At 73.2% G+C, this 18,939-nt stretch carries 17 protein-coding genes and 1 riboswitch; of the genes, 12 read left to right on the top strand and 5 right to left on the bottom strand.

What is annotated here, in order from left to right; translation table 11 throughout:
- The first annotated feature begins 38 nt into the window (after positions 1–38).
- The 5 genes from GCE86_RS03850 to GCE86_RS03870 all read left to right on the top strand — a co-directional run bounded on the left by GCE86_RS03850 (position 39) and on the right by GCE86_RS03870 (position 5,111).
- Positions 39–1,220 (top strand): acyltransferase family protein, encoded by a 1,182-nt coding sequence (locus tag GCE86_RS03850; RefSeq protein ID WP_154225632.1) that lies wholly within the window; start codon positions 39–41, stop codon positions 1,218–1,220.
- A 128-nt stretch (positions 1,221–1,348) separates the two neighbouring features.
- Positions 1,349–1,822: a hypothetical protein gene (locus tag GCE86_RS03855; RefSeq protein ID WP_154225633.1), complete on the top strand. Its 474-nt coding sequence runs from the start codon at positions 1,349–1,351 to the stop codon at positions 1,820–1,822.
- A gap of 145 nt (positions 1,823–1,967) precedes the next feature.
- Positions 1,968–2,735 (top strand): hypothetical protein, encoded by a 768-nt coding sequence (locus tag GCE86_RS03860; RefSeq protein WP_154225634.1) that lies wholly within the window; start codon positions 1,968–1,970, stop codon positions 2,733–2,735.
- Positions 2,736–3,062: 327 nt separating this feature from the next.
- Positions 3,063–3,204, top strand: a riboswitch (cyclic di-AMP (ydaO/yuaA leader).
- Positions 3,205–3,404: 200 nt separating this feature from the next.
- The gene (locus GCE86_RS03865; protein WP_208818069.1) at positions 3,405–4,253 is read left to right on the top strand and encodes a C39 family peptidase; all 849 of its coding nucleotides are present in this window, start codon (positions 3,405–3,407) and stop codon (positions 4,251–4,253) included.
- A 105-nt stretch (positions 4,254–4,358) separates the two neighbouring features.
- Positions 4,359–5,111 (top strand): alpha/beta fold hydrolase, encoded by a 753-nt coding sequence (locus GCE86_RS03870; protein ID WP_154225636.1) that lies wholly within the window; start codon positions 4,359–4,361, stop codon positions 5,109–5,111.
- Positions 5,112–5,121: 10 nt separating this feature from the next.
- On the opposite strand, the gene GCE86_RS03875 is transcribed toward GCE86_RS03870, so the two are convergent.
- The 4 genes from GCE86_RS03875 to GCE86_RS03890 form a co-directional block, all read right to left on the bottom strand.
- Positions 5,122–6,819, bottom strand: coding sequence for a CDP-glycerol glycerophosphotransferase family protein (locus GCE86_RS03875; protein WP_154225637.1), 1,698 nt, complete (start codon positions 6,817–6,819; stop codon positions 5,122–5,124).
- A 22-nt stretch (positions 6,820–6,841) separates the two neighbouring features.
- Positions 6,842–8,353: a bifunctional cytidylyltransferase/SDR family oxidoreductase gene (locus tag GCE86_RS03880; RefSeq protein WP_154225638.1), complete on the bottom strand. Its 1,512-nt coding sequence runs from the start codon at positions 8,351–8,353 to the stop codon at positions 6,842–6,844.
- A 144-nt stretch (positions 8,354–8,497) separates the two neighbouring features.
- A complete protein-coding gene (locus GCE86_RS03885) occupies positions 8,498–9,298 on the bottom strand; it encodes an ABC transporter ATP-binding protein (RefSeq protein ID WP_154225639.1) in 801 nt (266 codons plus the stop codon).
- Positions 9,291–10,193: an ABC transporter permease gene (locus tag GCE86_RS03890; RefSeq protein ID WP_154225640.1), complete on the bottom strand. Its 903-nt coding sequence runs from the start codon at positions 10,191–10,193 to the stop codon at positions 9,291–9,293. Before GCE86_RS03890 ends, GCE86_RS03885 begins: the two co-directional genes overlap by 8 nt.
- 163 nt (positions 10,194–10,356) lie before the next feature.
- Between GCE86_RS03890 and GCE86_RS03895 the strand changes: the two genes are divergently transcribed.
- From GCE86_RS03895 to GCE86_RS03905, 3 genes are all read left to right on the top strand, one after another.
- Positions 10,357–10,989, top strand: coding sequence for a TetR/AcrR family transcriptional regulator (locus GCE86_RS03895; RefSeq protein WP_154225641.1), 633 nt, complete (start codon positions 10,357–10,359; stop codon positions 10,987–10,989).
- A 153-nt stretch (positions 10,990–11,142) separates the two neighbouring features.
- Positions 11,143–12,252 (top strand): DegT/DnrJ/EryC1/StrS family aminotransferase, encoded by a 1,110-nt coding sequence (locus GCE86_RS03900; RefSeq protein ID WP_154225642.1) that lies wholly within the window; start codon positions 11,143–11,145, stop codon positions 12,250–12,252.
- The gene (locus tag GCE86_RS03905) at positions 12,249–13,280 is read left to right on the top strand and encodes a Gfo/Idh/MocA family protein (protein ID WP_154225643.1); all 1,032 of its coding nucleotides are present in this window, start codon (positions 12,249–12,251) and stop codon (positions 13,278–13,280) included. Before GCE86_RS03900 ends, GCE86_RS03905 begins: the two co-directional genes overlap by 4 nt.
- 47 nt (positions 13,281–13,327) lie before the next feature.
- Here GCE86_RS03905 and GCE86_RS03910 read toward each other — a convergent pair whose 3' ends face one another.
- Positions 13,328–14,974, bottom strand: coding sequence for a glycosyltransferase (locus tag GCE86_RS03910; protein ID WP_154225644.1), 1,647 nt, complete (start codon positions 14,972–14,974; stop codon positions 13,328–13,330).
- Between the two features lie 139 nt (positions 14,975–15,113).
- On the opposite strand from GCE86_RS03910, the gene GCE86_RS03915 reads away from it, so the two are divergent.
- The 4 genes from GCE86_RS03915 (at position 15,114) to GCE86_RS03930 (ending at position 18,918) form a co-directional block, all read left to right on the top strand.
- The gene (locus GCE86_RS03915) at positions 15,114–16,328 is read left to right on the top strand and encodes a glycosyltransferase (protein ID WP_244317171.1); all 1,215 of its coding nucleotides are present in this window, start codon (positions 15,114–15,116) and stop codon (positions 16,326–16,328) included.
- A gap of 120 nt (positions 16,329–16,448) precedes the next feature.
- Positions 16,449–16,919: a hypothetical protein gene (locus GCE86_RS03920; RefSeq protein WP_154225645.1), complete on the top strand. Its 471-nt coding sequence runs from the start codon at positions 16,449–16,451 to the stop codon at positions 16,917–16,919.
- Positions 16,916–18,304, top strand: coding sequence for a glycosyltransferase (locus GCE86_RS03925; protein ID WP_167537025.1), 1,389 nt, complete (start codon positions 16,916–16,918; stop codon positions 18,302–18,304). The genes GCE86_RS03920 and GCE86_RS03925 overlap by 4 nt, the downstream gene beginning before the upstream one ends.
- The gene (locus tag GCE86_RS03930; protein ID WP_154225646.1) at positions 18,301–18,918 is read left to right on the top strand and encodes a hypothetical protein; all 618 of its coding nucleotides are present in this window, start codon (positions 18,301–18,303) and stop codon (positions 18,916–18,918) included. The genes GCE86_RS03925 and GCE86_RS03930 overlap by 4 nt, the downstream gene beginning before the upstream one ends.
- Positions 18,919–18,939: the final 21 nt, after the last annotated feature.

Below are 18,939 nucleotides of genomic sequence, written 5' to 3' on the forward strand. Positions count from 1 at the left end.
GCGGGCGGCCCGGCGTACCACCCGGTAGGGTGCCCCGGGTGACAAGCGCCCCGGCCACCCGCGCCACCCGGCTGCCGTCGCTGACCGGGCTGCGCTGGATCGCCGCCCTGCTGGTCTTCGGCTTCCACGTCGGCACCATGGGGATCGTCGCCGAGCCCGACCTCCGGGCCGTGGTGAGCAAGGTCTTCAGCCTCGGCCTCTCGGGGGTGGAGTTCTTCTTCATCCTCAGTGGATTCGTGCTGGTCTGGTCGTACCGCGACGGCGAGCCGCGCCGCACCTTCCTGCGCCGCCGGCTCGCCAAGATCTACCCGAACCACCTGGTGACCTTCGTGGCGGCGCTGGCCGTCGCGTACTGGTTCGCCGACCCGGTCGCGCCGTGGGCCGCGCTCGGCAACCTGTTCCTGGTGCAGGCCTGGATCCCGCTCGACGGCTACTTCTACAGCGTCAACAACGTGAGCTGGTCGCTCTCCTGCGAGCTGGCCTTCTACCTGTGCCTGCCGCTGGTGCTCCCGTGGCTGCGCCGGGCCCGCACCGGGACGCTCCGGGCCGTGGTGGTCGCCGTGCCGCTGCTCATCCTGGCGCTGTGGCCCGGCCAGCTCCTGGTGCCCGAGGAGAGCCGCTGGTGGGTCACCCAGATCTTCCCGGTCACCCGCTCCTTCGAGTTCTGGATGGGCGTGGCCGCCGCGGAACTGCTGCGCCGGAACCGCTGGCGCGGACCGAACCTGACCGTGGCCAGCGTGCTGTTCGTCGCCACCTGGGCGGTCGCGGCGCTGTGGATCCGCGCCGAGTTCTGGGCGGCCCTGCTCGCGGCGGCGTACCTCCTGGTCATCACGGCGGCGGCGGACGCCGACGTGCGGGGCCGGCGCACGCCGTGGCGGTCCCGTCCGATGGTCTGGCTCGGTGAGGTCTCCTTCGCCTTCTACCTGGTGCACGTGCTGGTCATGATGACCGTGCTGCGGCTCACCGGCGACTGGGGCACCGGCCTGCGCGGGTGGTGGGGGCCGCTCGCCGTGCTCGGCTTCCTGCTGCTCAACCTCCTGCTCGCCGCGGCGCTGCACCGCTGGGTGGAGATGCCGATGATGCGCCGCCTCGGCCCGTCGCGCCGGGCCCGTCCGGCGCGGGCGGCCGCCGCGCCGGCGCCCTCCGTTCCCGCCCCACGCGCGGCCCCGGACACCGCCACCAGGCCCGTCGAGTACGCCGGGCGGCGCGACCCGGCGTGAGCCGGGCAGGTCCCACCCGGCGTCGCCGCAGCCGGCACCCGTCCACCCTGGCCGGTGCCGCGCCTGCGGGCCGGTGCGACACGCGCGGCGGCGGTGCGGTGTGGCGGGATCGACGGTAGTTTGTACCCGTGCTGCCGATCGCGCTCACCTGTCCGCTGTGGTGGGTGGCGCGCTGGACCGCCCGGACGCTGGCCACCCTGGCCGTGCTCGTCGCCTGCTCGTTCGGCACGGCGACGCTGCCGCTGGGCGGGGCGGCGACCGCACCGACGGCCCCCACCGTGGTGGCCTCCGCCGAGGGTCCGGCCCTCCGGGCCGCCACCGGGCCGCATCTCCAGGCTGGAGCCGACGGGACAGCCGCCGACTCGGTGCGCGGGCCGGCCTCCCGGGGCGGGGCCGTTCACGCCGCCGCCCCTGGCCTCCGCGGCGACGCCGTCGACGGGCCGGCCCGGCCGGCCGGTGAACCCGGACCGCTGGCGGCGCTCGCGCCCGTCACCCGCACGGCGGACCGCCCCGTGGCCGTGCCCCGCCCGGCGGACCGGCCGCTCGTCCCGGCGGGGCTCGTCCCGGCCACGGTCGGCTCCCGGGCACCGCCCGCCCGCTGACCCGTCGCGGGCCCCGCGCCCGAGCACGCACCGAACCTCACCCCCGCACCCGCCCGTGCGCGGCCCGGCGGCACGCGTCGCCGCCGCTTCGGCGCCGGTCGTGCGGACACCTCTCCACCACGATCTCCCCCGTGAGGTGCCGACCATGTCGCAGACCGTTCTCTACCGTTTCCTGACCGAGGTTCCCGAGGCCGCCGCGATCTGGTCGGCCCTGCTCGTGCTCGCCCTCGGCGTGCTCGCCGCACTCGTCGCCCGCCCCGAGCGGGACACGGCGCCCGAGCCGCCGTCCGACCCGGCCGCCGAGGAGGCCGCCCGCCTGGCCGACCTGCGCCGGTACGCCGACGAGGTGGCGGTGGCCGCCGCCGGCGCCCGGCAGACCGCCCGGCGGCGCCGTGAGCAGTGGGCCGCCGCCCAGGACGAGGCCGACCGGGCCTGGCGGGCGTTCGACGAGGCCGAGGCCGCCGCCCGCCGGTTCGCCAACGCCGGCGCGCTGCCCGCGCCGCAGACCCCGCGCACGCCGGCCGAGTACGCGGCCCGGGAGCGGTGGCTGCACCACGCCGCCATGACGGCGCACTGGCGGGGCGACCTGAGCGCCCGGCAGCTCGCCGACGTGCTGGCCCACCGCAACGGGTGGGACCCGCGCCGGCACCCGGCCGAGCAGGAGATCGTCCTGGCCCGGGCGGTACGCGAGGCCCGCCGGGCCGGTTGGGCGGCGGCCGCCGAGCGGGAGCGGCGGGCGTGGCGGGACGCCGAACTGGCCGCCGAGGCGGCCCGCACCCTGGCCGCGGAGGCGTACGCGGCCACCGGCGCCCTCCGTCCGGCTCCGGCGAACGGCGTCACGCCGGCGACAACCCCGGTCGCGGCGCCCGCCGCCGTCGCGGGCGCCCGCTGGCGTCCGGCCCGCGCCGGCTGACCCTCGGATCGGCCCGGTGCGGCGGCGAATTCGGCCGAATCGTTATCCGAAAACCGTGAGCCCGGTCACCCGGCCCGGGGAAACGGTCATCCGGGGGCAGGCGGTGCGTCCGTGCACCGCAATTCCGGGATGCTCGCCACCGGATGTCCGCTTTTCGCCGCACGGTGCCGCCGGAACTGCTCGTCCCATTGAGTGAAGTCAGTGACGGACTGTTCCGAAATCTGTAGTCGCATCGGAGGTTTACGCAGGTGGGAGTGCTTGGCAGGCGAGGTACCCACCGGTAGTGTCGGCGCGTCCGGAGCGGTTTCCGATCGCAAGAGGCGACGCCGCGCCGACCCGCCTAATCGTGCTTTCACGAACCGGGGAACCACAGCAACACCGGGGTGAATCCGCGGGCCACGGCCCGCGGTAGGGCGAACTTCCCGCCCGAATCCGTCAGCTAACCCGGTCGGCGGTTCTGGAAGGAGTGCCATTCCTCGTGCTCAGCACCCCCCGTTCGTCCCCCCGCCTCCACGGCATCCTGGTGCCGGCGCTCGCCTGACGGCGACCGGACCCGGCAACCGCCCCGACCGCCCGGCTCCCCGGGCGCTCCCTTTCCGCGGCGACCCGCCCCGCCAGCGCGTGTGAGTTCCTCCGCGCGTGGGGCCGGTGTGTGCCGCGCACGCCCCCGTGGAGGAACCCGTGAAGCACCACCTGAAGCGTCAGCTGCGCCGTCTCGTGACCGAGCGCCCGTACCAGATCATCGCCGGCTCCGCCGCGGCGCTCGTGCTGGCCGGCGGCACCAGCGCGGCCCTCGCCGCCACCGACAACGCCGACACCCCGGCCCGCCAGGAGAACACCGCCGCCGTCGCCGAGCTCGGCTCGCGCCTCGGTGAGGTCGCCAGCCGCGGCGAGGCCCGGGCCGCCGTCCCGTCGCCGTCCGTCTCGCCGAGCGCGTCGCCGTCGGCCGTGAAGGCCGCGGCCAAGGCCACCGCCGACCCGGACACCACCCCGAAGGCGAAGCCGAAGCCGCCGTCGACGAAGGTGCTCGACTACACCTACGAGGCGCAGACCGCCTACTGGAACTGCGGCCCGGCCGCGGTGCGCAACGCCCTCAGCGCGAGCGGCGTGGAGACCACCCAGGACGCCATGATCGCCCCGCTGAACGCCGGCGAGAACGGCACCAACTCCGCCGAGGACACCACCCGGGGCCTGAACCAGATGGTCAAGGGCAACCCGTACCGGACCCACATGTTCGGCGGCTCGGCGAGCCCGGCGGAGATGGACCAGCTCCAGGCGGACGTGGTCAAGGCGATCACCGACGGGCGGGGCGTGGTGGTCAACATCGCCGGCGACGCCACCGACACCGACGGCGGCTGGCACTCGTTCCCGGGCGGCCACTACATCGCGGTGATCGGCTACAAGAACGACGGCCGCACCGTCCGGATCGCCGACTCGGCGAACCCGGCGCTGCCCGAGTACTGGATCAGCACCATCGACCTGGCGAACTGGGCCGCCACCCGCGGCTACTCCGCCTGATCGCAGCTTTCCCCCGTCGGGCACCGGCTCCCTGGAGCCGGTGCCCGACGTCGTCGTGCCCGCTGCTCTCGCGCGTGGTGTCCGTCCGGTGGCACACTGCGGCCTATGGGCGACGAAACGGGTACCCGCCATCTGCTGCTCCTGCACGGCATGGGCGCCACCGGCGAGGTGTGGCTGCCCTGGGCGCCGCTGCTGGAGCACTCCTGGGCGGGGCGCTGGCTCGCCCCCGACCTGGCCGGTCACGGCTGGTCACCCCCGCTGCCCGGGTACTCCTTCGACGGCCTGGCCCGGCGGCTGGTCGAGGGGCTCGGCCCGGTGGCCGAGCGGCTCGGTCCCCGCGACCGGCTCGTGCTGCTCGGCCACTCGCTCGGCGGGGTGGTGGCGCTGGCACTGGCCGCGCGGTCGCGGCGCCTGCCCGTCGACGCGGTGGTCGGGCTCGGCATCAAGGCCGTGTGGTCTCCGGCCGACCTGGCGAAGGCCCGCGAGCTGGCCGACCGCCCGGTCACCTGGTTCGCCACCCGGGACGAGGCCGCCCGCCGCTACCTGCGGGTCTCCGGGCTGGCCGGGCTCTTCGCCCCCGACCATCCGGTGGTGGAGGCGGGGCTGCGCCGCGAGGACGGCCGCTGGCGGCTGGCCATGGATCCGGCAGCCTTCGCGGTGGGGGAGCCGCGGCTGCCCGCGTTGCTCGCCGCGGTCGACGTCCCGGTGCTGCTGGCGCGTGGGGAGCTGGATCCGATGGTGACCGACGCGCAGCTCAAGGAGCTGGGCGTCCCGGTCGCCACCCTGCCCGGCCTGGGCCACAACGCGCACGTCGAGGACCCGGCGGCGGTGCTCGCCCTCCTCGACGACCACCTCTGACCGGCGACGGTCAGGCGGCGGGAGAGGGGAGCGGCGCACCGGCTCGCGGGGCAGGCACCGTCCGGCCCGGCGCGAGCTCCCGCCGGGCGGCGTCGAGGAACACCTCGGCGTACGACTCGGCGGGGAAGTCGCCGAGGTAGCGGGACCGGGTGACCCAGCGGGCCGCCGCCTTCGGGTCGGTGTCCAGCAGCTCGGTCAGCACCTCGTCCACGTTGGACATGTCCCGGCGCAGCACGTAGCCGGAGCCGGCGAGGGGGAACCGCTCGACGAAGTGCACACCGTCGACGCCCATGTCGGTGACCGCGTACGGCTTGCCCGAGTAGAGCCAGTCGGAGATCACCCCGGACACGTCCGAGACCAGCGCGTCGGCGCGGTTGACGCACTCGGTGAGGGTCAGCTCGCGGCCGGCGGCGGCACCCCACAGGTGCGGCCGGCCGGTCCGGGCCCGGTCGGCGGAGAGCAGCTCGGTGAGGCGGGCGAGCTGCCGCGCCGAGGCCGGGTTCTGCGCGGTGTACGGGTGCGCGCGCAGGATCACCGTCGCGCCCCGGTCGAGCAGCCGGCGGATCATCGTCTCGGCCACCGGCAGGGAGCAGTAGTCGGCGTCGGCGTGGTGACCGGTCCACGTGGGGGTGTAGAGCACGGTCGGGTGGGCGAGGCCGGTGACCGGCTCCCGGCGTACCTCGATGGCCTCGACCTGGGGGCGGCCGACCACGACGAACTTCTCGGCGGGGATCTCCACGCCGGCCCGGGCGTACCGCTCGATCGCGGCCGGACCGGCCACGAAGATCCGGTCGAAGATCGCCGAGACCGGGTTGACGCTGGGCGCCTTGTCGCTGTCGCCGTGGTGCAGCTGCACGTGGGTGAGCTGCGAGAAGCGGATGCAGTGGCTGTTCTTCGCCCCGTGGTTGACGTAGAAGGCCGCCCGCAGGCTCGGCACCAGCGCCTCGTCCATCGTCTTCAGCGTGGGGCAGAAGACCACCGGGGCGCTGGTCGCGGCGGCCACGGTGGGCAGGAACTCGGGCTCGCGCAGCAGCACCATGAACGGCCGGCCGATCCGCTCCAGGTAGGGCAGCCACATGGTGACCTGGTACTCGGAGCCGGGCGGGGCGGAGAAGTAGAGCACGAACTCGGGCTGGTGCCGGCGCAGGGCCCGGCCCACCGGGCCGCCGCCGGGCGACGGCCGGAACCGGCGCCGCGCGAGGTCGAGGGCGACCGCGCCGCAGCCCGCCCCGACCAGCAGGGCGGCGGCCAGGGCCACCCAGGCGGGCAGGGCCAGGCCGGCGGCGAGCGCCGCCAGGGCGAGCAGCACCGGCAGCGCGTCGCCGAGCCGGGCGGCGACCAGCGGCGTCCAGGACCGGACCGGGAGGTTGGCCGCGCGGATCTCCAGGGCGCCGGCGTCGCGCAGCGGCCCGACCAGCAGCACGAGGCCGAGCAGGACGAGCGCGGTGGCCACCAGCGCCGGGTCGAAGCCGGCGTCGAGCCGGCGGGCGTAACCGACCAGGATGCCGGCGGCGACCAGCACCGTTTCGGCGACGCCGTCGGCGCTCGGCCGGACCCGGCGCTCCCAGGCGGCGGCGGCGAGGGCGGTGACCGCGATCGCCAGCCCCCAGCCGGTCGCTCCGGTGAGCGCCACGACGAGGAAGGCCAGCACCGCCAGCCCGGTGGTCAGCACCCGGGCGAGCAGCTTCCGGACCAGGTCACCACGCATCTGGCTCGTCCCGTCTCGCGGCTCAGGCGTCGATGCCGGCGGGCAGTTGCTCGGACGGATCCGCGCCGGGCTGGGCGGGCACGGCGGCGACCGGCTCGCCGGGTGCCCGGCGGACGTCGATCACCTGGCCGGTCAGCTCGGAGATCAGCACGTCCAGGGAGGCCTGGGCGACCGCCTCGGCGGAGAGCAGGGTGTGCTCCGGCTCCTCGCCGAACGCCTTGGTGCGCATCGGGGTGGCGGTGCGCTCCGGGTTGACGCAGTTGACCCGTACGCCGAACTCGGCCCACTCGTCGGCGAGCGCCTGGGTCAGGTTGACCAGCGCGGCCTTGGTGGCCGAGTAGAGCGCGTAGCGCGCCCGGCCCCGGGTGTAGGAGCTCGAGGTGTAGAGCAGCAGCTGGCCCTTCGTCTGCTGGAGGTAGGGCAGCGACTGCCGGGCGATGGTGACCGGGCCGACGAAGTTGACGTGCAGGAGGCGGTCCATCGTCTCCTCGTCCATCTCGGCCAGGGCGCCCTTCTCCAGGATCCCGGCCGTGACCACCACGTGGTCGATGCGGCCGGTCGCCTCGAAGGCGGTCTTCAGCGCGGCGGCCACGTCCTCGGCCCGCTCGACGTGCGTGCCGGTGGTGGAGCGGCTGAACGGGAAGACCTGGGCGCCGTAGCGGCGGGCCAGCTCGGTGAGGTCGTGGCCGATGCCGTAGCTGCCGCCGAAGACGACGATGGTGCGGCCGGTCAGCTCCTCGGTGTAGCTGCGGTGGTCGCTGAGCTTGGGCGCCTGGGCCGCGGCGAGCTGGAAGAGCTTGTCCGCCAGGTGTACGTCGACCGGGTGGGTGACCTTGATGTTCTCGTCCGAGCCGTCGATCACCTTGATCGGCGTGCCGGGCAGGTAGCGCAGCACCACGCCGCAGTCGTCGGTGGCCGCGAAGTCCGGGTCGCCCTCGGCCCGCCGGTACGCCTCGCGGATGGTGCCGGAGCGGAACGCCTGCGGGGTCTGGCCGCGGCGCAGGCTGGCGCGGACGGGGATGTCGGTGATGCAGTCGTCCCGGTCGACCTGGATGATCGTGTCGGCGGACGGGATGGCCACGTCCACGGCCGCGTAGGTCCAGAGCGCGTTCACGCACTCGCGCACGATGCGGGCGCTGACCAGGGGGCGCACGGCGTCGTGGAAGAGGATGTTGACGTCGCCGTCGCCGACGGCGTCCAGCGCGATCCGGGTGGTGTCGTTGCGGGTGTCACCACCCTCGATCACCTTGCTGACCTTGCGGAAGCCCGCGTTGGCGACGATCCGCTCGGCGTCGGGCACGTGGCCGGCGGCCATCAGCACGATGATCTCGTCGATCTCCGGCGCGGCCTCGAACACCGCCAGGGTGTGCTCGATGATCGGCTTGCCGGCGATCTTGAGCAGCTGCTTCGGGATGCCCAGCCCGAGACGCGTCCCGGTCCCCCCGGCGAGGATCACGGCCACCGTCCGCGAGGGCCGCCAGGGTGCCGGGCTCCCCGGCGCGGCGTCCGGTGCGGGGGTGCGGTCCTGCGTCATTGCCGTTCCTCACTTCTGCGGTGGATGGGGGGTTCGCGCGTCGGTGACCGGGTGGTGAACGTTGGTCGTGGCCGAGGTGAACCTTAACGCGGACGACGGAGCGCACCGACCGGGGCGAGCCCCGCACCGGTGCGCTCCGGGCCGCTACTTCTGGTTCTCGTAGGCGTCGCAGACCTCCTGGGTGGGCCCGTCCATCCGAAGGACGCCGCTCTCCAGCCAGATGGTCCGCTCGCAGGTGTCCCGGATCGAGCCGATCGAGTGGCTGACCAGGAAGACGGTGCCGGCGCTGTCGCGCAGCTCCCGCACCCGCTGCTCGCTGCGGGCCCGGAACTTGCGGTCGCCGGTCGCCAGCGCCTCGTCGATGAGCAGCACGTCGTGCTTCTTCGCCGAGGAGATGGCGAAGCGCAGCCGGGCGCCCATGCCGGAGGAGTACGTCCGCATCGGCAGCGAGGCGAAGTCCCCCCGCTCGTTGATCCCGGAGAACTCGATGATCTCCGGCGCGACCCGCTTGACCTCCTCCGGCTGCATGCCCATGGCCAGGCAGCCGAGCACCACGTTGCGCTCGCCGGAGAGGTCGTTGAGCAGGGCCGCGTTCACGCCCAGCAGGGACGGCTGGCCCTGGGTGTAGACCGCGCCCCGGGCCGGCGGGAGCAGGCCGGCGATGGCCCGCAGCAGGGTCGACTTGCCGGAGCCGTTGCTCCCGATCAGGCCGATGGCCTCACCCTCGTACGCGGTGAAGCTCACCCCCTTGACCGCGTGCACCTCGCGGATGTTCGGGGCGCTGGTCCGGGACACGATGCGCTTGAGGGCGGAGACCGGGCTGTTGGCCCCGGTGGCGCCCTTGTGGATCTTGTAAATCACGTGCACGTCGTCCACCACCACGGTGGGGATGCGCCCCGAGTCCACCACGCCGGCACTGCCCGCCGGCTGCGTGAGGTCAGCCACGGCCGTACTCCTCTTCTCCGCGCCAGAAGTAGACGAACCCGCCGATGCCCATCACGATCGCCCAGGCCACGCCGAGCAGCCAGAGCCGCGCCGGGGGGCTGACCAGCTGCGCCTGGTGGGAGTCGAGCAGCGCGTACCGGGCCAGCTCGATGAAGACCAGCGGCGGGTTGGCCTCCAGCAGGGTGGCGGCCCAGTGCGGCAGGTGCTGCCGGAACAGCGCCACCGGGTAGAGCACGCCGGAGGCGTACAGCCAGGTCCGCATGATGAACGGCATGACCTGCTTCAGGTCCGTGATCTTCGCGCCGAGCCGGGCCGTCACCATGCTGAGCCCCAGATTGAAGATCGTCTGGAGCAGCAGCATGGGCACGATGAGCAGCCAGCGCAGGGTGATCGGCTCACCGGTCAGCAGGACGATGGCGGCCAGCACGACCATGGACATGAGCAGCTGCTGGAGCTGGACCAGCGTGACGGTGACCGGCAGGGCGGCGCGGGGGAACTGCAGGGCCCGGATCAGGCCCAGGTTGCTGGTGATCGCGCTGGTGCCGTTCGAGACCGCGGTCTGGGTGAACATGAAGACGAACACGCCCGTGCACAGGTAGGCGATGAAGTTCGACATGTTCTTGTTCTGCGAGACGATCACGCCGAAGATCAGGTAGTAGACCGCCGCGTTGGTGAGCGGGGTCAGCACCTGCCAGAGCTGGCCGAGCTGGGTGTTGCTGAACGACGAGGCGACCTTCGCCCGCGAGTACGCGGTCATGAAGTGCCGGTACGCCCACAGCCGGCGGGCGTACTCGACCAGGTGCGGGCGTTCCCCGGCGACCCGCAGCCCGTACCGATGGGCTAGCTGGGCCCGGGTGAGCCCGGATTCGGGGTCGGCCACCGCGGTGTTGGCCATGGTCAGGCGCTCCGATCTTTTGTGCCGATGGGGAGCAGGGAGATGTTGTCGCGGCGTGGAAATCTAGCGCGGCCGGGCGGGGAGGGTGCCTCGCTGCTGCCGGAAAGGTAGTCCAAAACACGTCGGGACGCAACCGTAGCGTCGTTGCGCTACATTGTCCCACGTGACGACCGAGAAGAGGCGTGCTCCGGCCGGCGCGGCCGTGCTGCGCGGGGAGATCACCAGTGCCATCCGCGCCGCCGTGATGCAGGAGTTGGCCGAGGTCGGCTACGGCCGCCTCTCCATCGAGGCGGTGGCGCGCCGGGCGGGGGTCAGCAAGACCGCCATCTATCGCCGCTGGCGCTCGAAGCTCGATCTCGTGCTGGACATGGTCTCCGCGGCGGCGGGCCGCAACCTGCCGCTGCTGGACACCGGGAGCCTCCTGGGCGACCTGGAGATCCTGCTCCACGTGATGGCCCGTGCGCTGCGTCACCGCCTGGCCTCGCAGATCATCCCGGACCTGCTGGCCGAGGCGGCCCGCAACCCGCAGATCGCGGAGAAGCTCCAGGCCGCCCTGGACGACTACCAGCAGGCCGTCGGCCGGATCCTGATCGGCCGGGCGGTCGAGCGGGGGGAACTCTCCCCGGACACCGACCGGCGCGCCGCCGTGGACCTGATCGTCGGTCCGGTCTACTGGCGGCTGGCCATCGCGCGGGCGCCGCTGGACCTCGACGAGGTGCCCCGGCTGGCCGCCGCGATCGTCGCGGCCCTGCGGGTAGCATGCTTGGGGCCTGTCCGCGGCGAGGTGGAAGTCTGACCCCCGGGTTCCTGCCCGTGGTTCGCCAGTCGATCATGAACATCAGGTCACATCTGATCGGACAATGGGTGCGATCAGGCTGTTAACGGCACGAACCGCTACCATTCCCCCACAACGTCCCCCAACGAGATTCTGTCGACAGGAGGAAGCCCCATGGTCGGGCCGCATCCAGAGTTCATTCCCCCAGCACGACCGATCATCGGTGAGGCCGAGATCGAGGCGGCTGTCCGGGTGCTGCGGAGCGGCCGGGTCGTGCAGGGCCCCGAGGTCGCGGCGTTCGAGGAGGAGTTCGGCGACCTGGTCGCCGGTCGGCACTGCGTCGCCGTCAACTCCGGCACGTCCGCGCTCCAGCTCACCCTGATGGCGCTCGGCTTCGGCCCGGGTGACGAGGTCATCGTGCCCTCGTTCTCCTTCGCGGCCAGCGCCAACGCCGTCCGGCTGGTCGGCGCCGAGCCGGTCTTCGTGGACATCGAGCCCGGCAGCTTCTGCGTCGACCCGCAGGCGGTCGCCGCCGCGGTCACCCCGCGTACCGTCGCCATCATGCCGGTGCACCTCTACGGTCACCCGGCCGCCATGGACCAGATCATGGCCATCGCCGAGCGGCACAACCTCGCCGTGGTGGAGGACGCCGCCCAGGCGCACGGGGCGACCCTGCACGGCACCCCGGTCGGCGCGTTCGGCACCGCCGGCTGCTTCAGCTTCTACCCCACGAAGAACATGCACGCCCTGGAGGGCGGCATGGTCACCACCGCCGACGCCGAGCTGGCCCGTACGCTGCGGCTACTGCGCAACCAGGGCATGGAGCAGCGGTACGCCAACGAGATCGTCGGCGCCAACATGCGGATGACGGATGTGGCCGCCGCGATCGGCCGGGTGCAGCTCACCCAGCTCGCCGAGTGGACCGAGCAGCGCCGCGCCAACGCCAAGTTCCTCGACTCGAAGATCACCGGCATGGTGACCCCGCCGGTGGCCGACGCCGCCAAGCACGTCTACCACCAGTACACGGTGCGGGTGCAGGGCAACCGCGACGCCGCCATGGCCCGCCTCACCGAGCTGGGCATCGGCAACGCGGTCTACTACCCGACCCCGATCCACCGGCTCAAGCCCTACCTGAACTCCGACGGCAAGCCCGGCCCGTGGGACCTGCCGGAGACCGAGCGTGCGGCCGCCGAGGTGGTCTCGCTGCCGGTGCACCCGTCGCTGAGCCCGGCCGACCTGGAGCGGATCGCCGAGGGCGCGAACCTGGCCGGGGGTGCCCGGTGAGCGCCCGCAAGCTGCGCGCCGGCCTGATCGGCCTGGGCGCCATGGGACGCAACCACGCCCGGGTGCTGTCCAACCTGGACGGCGTGGAGCTGGTCGGCGTGGTCGACCCGGCCGGCGACGTGACCGGCACGCTCCGCGCCCCGGTCGTTCCCGAGCTGTCCGACCTGCTGGCCATGGGCATCGACTACGCGGTGGTCGCCTGCCCGACCGCCCTGCACGAGCGGATCGGCCTGGAACTGGCCGCCAACGGGGTCTGCGCGCTCATCGAGAAGCCGCTCGCCCAGTCCGTCGCGGCCGCCACCACGCTGGTGGAGGCGTTCGAGAGCGCCGGCCTGGTCGCCGGCGTCGGGCACATCGAGCGCTACAACCCGGCGCTGCAGAGCCTGCGTACCCGGCTGGAGGCCGGCGAGCTGGGTGAGGTCTTCCAGGTCGTCACCCGGCGCCAGGGCCCGTTCCCGCACCGGATCGCCGACGTCGGCGTGGTGATGGACCTGGCGACCCACGACATCGACCTGACCGCCTGGGTGACCGGCCGCGAATACACCTCCGTGTCGGCCCGGACGGTCTCCCGCAGCGGCCGGCTGCACGAGGACATGGTCGCCGTCGTCGGCCAGCTCTCCGACGGCACGATGGTCAACCACCTGGTCAACTGGCTGAGCCCGCTCAAGGAGCGGTCCACCGTGGTCACCGGCGACAAGGGCTGCTTCGTCGCCGACACGCTCACCGCCGACCTGACCTTCTACGCCAACGCCGCCATCGACACCGAGTGGGAGGCGCTGCGCGCGTTCCGCGGCGTGGCCGAGGGCGACATGGTGCGCTTCGCCATCCCGAAGCGCGAGCCGCTGCTGGTGGAGCACGAGCGCTTCCGCGACGCCGTCGAGGGCAAGCAGAGCGACATCGTGACCCTGCGGCAGGGCCTGCGCACCGTGCAGGTGGCCGCGGGCCTGCTCGAGTCCGCCGCCGACGGCAAGACCATCACGGTCAGCCCGGCCGACACCGCTCGCGCGGCCGAGAACGCCGTGGCCTGACCCGCTCCGCCGGGCCGGATCGTCCGATCCGGCCCGGCCGGGCCCGGTCAGGCCGGCTCGACGCCCAGCATCGCGTCGAAGTCCGGCGCGTTGACCGACCAGTCCCAGGTGGCCAGCGCGTGGTCCGACGCCGCCGCGCCGGTGGTCCGCCAGACCTCCTCGTCCGCCGTGGTGGCCCGGATGCGGGCGGCCGCCTCGGCCGGGGTGGCGACCACCCAGTCGGCCGGGAAGACCGTACGCGCGCCGTGTTCCCGCCCGGCGAAGAAGGGCCAGTCGCGGACCACGGGCACCGCTCCGCTGGCGGCACCCTCCACCACCGCACAGTGGAAGCTCTCGCGGACGGAGCTGCTCAGGATGACACCGATCTCCGTCAGCACCTTCGGCACGTCGTCGGTGTGACCGATGCGCCGCACCGCCCCGGCCGGCTCCAGCTCGGCCAGGTCCGCCTCCAGCGCCTCGGCGTAGCGGCGGGCCGCCCTGCTGAGGCCGGTGTCGATCCCCTTGCCGACGAGGAACAGGCGGTACCGCTCGTCCTCGGCGCGCAGCCGGCGCAGCACCTCGACCGCCCAGCGCGGGTCCTTGGCGACGGCGCTGGTCCCCACGAGGCCCAGGGTGAAGCGGGCCGTGGCGTCCTTGGGTTGCCGGAACGGCTGTAGATGCAGCGCGTTGGTGAGCACGTGCGACCGGGGCGCGTTCGGGCCGGTGAGCCCGAGCGCCACCGTGGCGGCGAAGTCACGGAGGTGCGTGGAGACGAAGACCACGTCGTCCACCCGGCTGAAGTCGATCACGTGCGGCCACTGGCCGAACGCCTCGTAGCTGTGCAACCGGATGACGACGCGGGTGTCGCCGGGGTCGACCAGGGTGACCATGGCGGCGGTGCCGACGGCCCAGTCGACGAAGACCGTGTCCGCCCAGTCGAGGTGCGGCCGGAGCCAGCGCTCCACCTGCGCGCCGTAGTCCGTGCCGCCGATCAGCGCCTCGGTCACGATCCGGGCGTTCTGGCGCACCAGCTGCGCGGCCACCGGGTCGTCGGCGAGGTGCAGGTAGCGCAACTCCACACCGGGGTGTCGCGCGTACCGCTCGCGGATCTCGCGCAGGAAGTGGGCGCTGCCGTTGACCAGCACCAGCAGTCGCAGCGGCCGGTCGGTGGGCGGTGGGGCCGCCGGCACCGCCCGGCCGCGGGGCGTGAGCAGGGCGCGGCCCACGGCGCTGCGGCGCAGTGCACCGAGGTAGCCGGCGGGGTCGTCGACCAGGGGAGACGTGAGCTGATCGAAGTGCAGCACCCGGTGGGACTGGGTGCGCAGGGCACGGTGCAGTCGCCGGGCCGCCGTCTTCCCGTCGCCCCGCGCGTACGCCTCGTCGGCCGCGGCCAGCTCGGCCTCGACGGCCTCCATGAGGTGCGCGGGGGTCCGGCCCTCGGCCAGCTCGTCGGTGGCCTCCTGGATGAGGAGGTCGGCGCGGGCGGCCGGCTCCACCGCGCCGGCCACCGCCACCAGGGCCGCGCGGGACTCGGCCACCGGCCATCCGGCCCGCCTCATGCCGGTCCGCAGCCGACGGGCCAGCGCCCCCCGGGCCCGGGTGGGCAGCAGCGGCGCGGACGCCAGCCCGCGGATCAGGCGCGCCGCCGCGCGATGCCGGACCACCCGGGGAGCCGTGACCCGGCGCAGCGCACCGTCCACGAGCCGGTTGCCCATCAGGACAGGTCTTCTCGGAGCATGGAACGGTCTCCCGATGGCTGTGCGGAACCCGCCGACCCGCGCGGGCCGACTGAGCACGATCGACAGCGTGCATGTTAACGTGGCGTCGTGTGCACGTACGACGAGGAAGGTTCGGGTGCCGACAACTTCTGAGCGGAACGTCGTCGTCATCACACCGTGGTTCCCGACCCGGGAGCTGCCCTTCCGGGGGTCGTTCGTGCAGGCGATGGTCGATGCCACCGCGCCCGGGTGCGACCAGATGACGGTCTACCACTGCGACGCCTGGGTCGCCGCCCTCGACACCGGGGCCGAGAGCAGGGTCCGTGAGGCCCACCACGCGCTCCTCGCCCGATCCCTGCACCGCACGCCGACCGTCGGCGGCGCAGATCTGATCTTCCTTCCGGTGCCCGTGCCGCGTGGCCTGGGTCACGCCGAGATCGCCGAACGGCACGACGTGGCGCTGCGCGCCGCGCTCGGCGGCCGGCCGATCGACGCGCCCGTCGTGCACGCCCACGTCGGCCTGCCCAGCGGCTGGGCGGCGATCCGCAACGCCGGGCCCGACACCAGGGTCTTCGTCACCGAGCACGCGAGCTTCCTAGACAAGGTGCTCGAAACCCCACGCGGCCGGGAGATGTACGACGAGGTGCTGCACCGGTGCGCCGGTTTCCTCGCCGTCGGCGAGGGGGTGCGACGCCCGCTGGTCGAGGCGTTCCCGCACCACGCCGAGCGGATCGGTGCGATCTCCAACCCGATCTCCTTCGACCAGCAGCGGCCCGAGCCGATCACCGAGCTCCGGCGCTGGCTCTTCGTCGGCGCGCTCTCCGAGCTCAAGGGCGTGCCGCTGCTGCTCGAGGCGTTCGCCCGGTGCCGGTCGCAGGATCCCTCCCTGACCCTGACCCTGGTGGGGGAGGGCGCGCTGCTGGCGAGCCTGACCGCCCGGGCCGCAGAGCTCGGGGTGGCCGACGCGGTCACCTTCACCGGTGCCGTCCCGCCGCAGGAGGCGCTGCGGCTGATGCGCGAGCACGACCTTCTGGTGCACCCGAGCCGCAAGGAGACCTTCGGCGTGGCGGTGCTCGAAGGGATCGCGGCCGGGCTTCCCGTCCTGGTCACCCGCTGCGGCGGTCCCGAGCGGACCCTCGCCGGCATCGAGGAAGCGGCCGGCGTGATGATCGACGTGACGGACGACCCGGAGACGATCGTCGCCGGCTACCAGGAGCTGAAGTCCCGCTTCCCGGCCGGCTTGGACCCGGCGCTCGTCCGTAAGGTGCTGTCCGCCCGCTACGGATACGCCGCGGTCGCCGACACGCACCACCGCCTGTGGTTCTCCGACGAGGCCGCTCCGTCGGCCTGACGCCGGAGCCGGAGCTGATGGAGTGACATGCACGTCCTTTTCCTGTCGGTCGGCGGTGTCCGCCGGCGCGCGGTAGTCGAGGAGTCCGCCCAGGTCATCGCCGACGGTGGCGCGGCCACCGTGGTGGTCGACCGGATGGCCCCCTGGAGCCGCGAGACGTTCGCGGACGGTGTCCGGGTCGTCGAGTTGGCCACCCTGCAGCGGCGCATGCCGATGACGCGGATCGAGCAGGCGGTGCTCTACAAGGCGCCCCGCAAGCTCCTGCGCACCGTCGGACGGGGTCCGCTGCGGGGCTTCTCCCAGCGGGCCGAGCGTGCGTATCAGAAGCGGTTCGCCGACCGGGCCCACCGGGCCTTCGTCCGGCTGCGCGGCGACACCCGGGCGAAGGTGATCGCCCGGGTCGGCGCGCAGCCGCGGGTGGATGTGCTTGTCGTCACTGATCCGGTCGCCATGCCGCACGCCGCGCGCCTGATCGGCGGCGATCACGCCCCGTCGATTCCGAGAGTCTGCTTCAGCTACGACTACGCTGGTCTCACGCCCGAAGGCCAACACCGGCCAGATCCGGACTTCGTCCAGGGGGACAATCAATGAACCGGTCGCGGACGCCGCGCCGACCGCGCATTCTCTACCTCTCGTTCTACTTCCCGCCGTCGCGTGCCAGCGGCGTCTACCGGGCCCGCGCCACCGCGAACTACCTCGCGGCCAACGGCTGGGAGGTGACCGCCTTCGCGTCGCCGCTGAGCTTCCTGCACCGGGTGATCGGCTCGGTGGACGAGCAGCTGGCCGAGACGGTCGACCCGTCGATCCGGGTGGAGCGTCCCCCCATCAGTCACTTCGCCTGGGAACGTGACCTGCGGGAGTACGGGCGGTTCCGGGGCCTCTCGCCGATCCTGGCCCGCAACCTCTACAACTTCGGGTTGAAGAGGTTCTTCCCGGAGCACTACCTGTCGTGGGCGGTCGCCTCGGTCCGCAAGGCCCTGCGCATGCACGCCCGGCGGCGGTTCGACGTGGTGCTGGCCACGGGCAACCCGTTCGCCTCGTTCGCCGCCGCGTGGGTGATCCACAAGGCGACCGGCGTGCCGTTCGTCGTCGACTACCGGGACGCGTGGACGCTGAACATGTTCACCGAGGAGCCGGGCTACGAGCCGGGGCACCCCGCCTGGAAGTGGGAGCGGCGGATCCTGCGCGACGCCGCCGCGTCCGTCTTCGTCAACCAGCCGCTGCGGACCTGGTACGCCGAGCGCTACCCGGACGCCGCCGACCGGATGATGGTGGTGCCGAACGGCTGGGACCCGGATCTGCTCACCCAGCTCGAGTCGGCGGAGCCGCCGACCACCGCCGACCGCACCCGCCCCCTGCGCTTCACCTTCCTGGGCACGATGAACGCCACCCAGCCGGTGGAGCAGCTCGCCGAGGCGTTCCAACTGGCCCGGCGTCATCCCGACCTGGCCGACGCGGAGCTCAACATCCACGGGCACCTGGGCTACTTCAAGCAGAGCAAGGGCGAGCTGATCGACCGGCTCGGTCTGACCCAGGGCGAGCAGGGTCACTCGCTGCCGGACACCGGCATCCACTACCGCGGTCCGGTCTCGAAGACCGAGGTGGGCCGGGTCTACCAGGAGAGCGACGTCCTGGTCTTCCTGGCGGGCGGCGCCCGCTACGTGACCTCCGGCAAGATCTTCGAGTACATGGCCAGCGGCCATCCCATCGTGTCCGTGCACGCTCCCGGCATCGCCGCGCAGGACGTCCTGGCCGGCTACCCCCTCTGGTTCAACCCGGAGAGCCTGGACGTGAACGACATCGCCGAGGCGATGATCGCCGCCGGCAAGGCCGCCCGGGACATGTCTCCCGAGCAGCACGCCGAGGCACGCGCCCATGCCGCGACGTTCACCCGCGAAGCGGTGACCGCGCCGCTGGAGGCCCGGCTGCGCAGCATGGTGAGGCAGAAGATCGCCGAGGGGAGGATCGGATCGTGACGTTCGTCGACCAACACGAGGCGCAGGCCGTGGAGCCGGGTGCGGCCCGGAAGCCGAGGGTCCTGCTGCTGGCGTTCAACCGGAAGCCGCACGAGCGGGTCGTGGCGCTCGCAGAGCGCCTGCTCGACGAGGGCGCCCGGGTCGACGTCGTGGTGCTGAGCGACAAGAACTGGGCGGAGCTGGCCGACCGGCCCGACCTGCGTTTCTTCACACTCGACGAGGCGGAGAAGCGGCATCCGGTGATGCGTGCCGAGCGGATCGTCGTGACCAACGGGCCCCGGCGGGCGCTCAACGGGCTGAGCCGGCTCTCCGGCGAGGGCGCGGCGTCCCGCCCGATCGAGGGTCTCCGGCGCGGTCAGCAGCGGGTGAGCAAGGCCTTCCACAAGCGGGTGTTCATGAAGGTCTACCAGAACTTCCGGCCGTTGGTGCTGGCCCGGCTGTTCGACAAGCGGCTGACCGGGATCGACCTCGAGCACGATCCCGCGGACCTGATCGTGGCCTCGGACGCGCTGTCGATCACGCTCGGCTGGCGACTCGCCCGCCGCTTCCCGCACACGGCCGCCACCACCTCGCTGGTGCCGCCGCCGCTGGCGGAGATCCTCGCGCGCCCCTGACCGACCTGCCGGTCTCCGGGT

The organism is Micromonospora terminaliae, from assembly GCF_009671205.1.
GTDB lineage: Bacteria > Actinomycetota > Actinomycetes > Mycobacteriales > Micromonosporaceae > Micromonospora > Micromonospora terminaliae.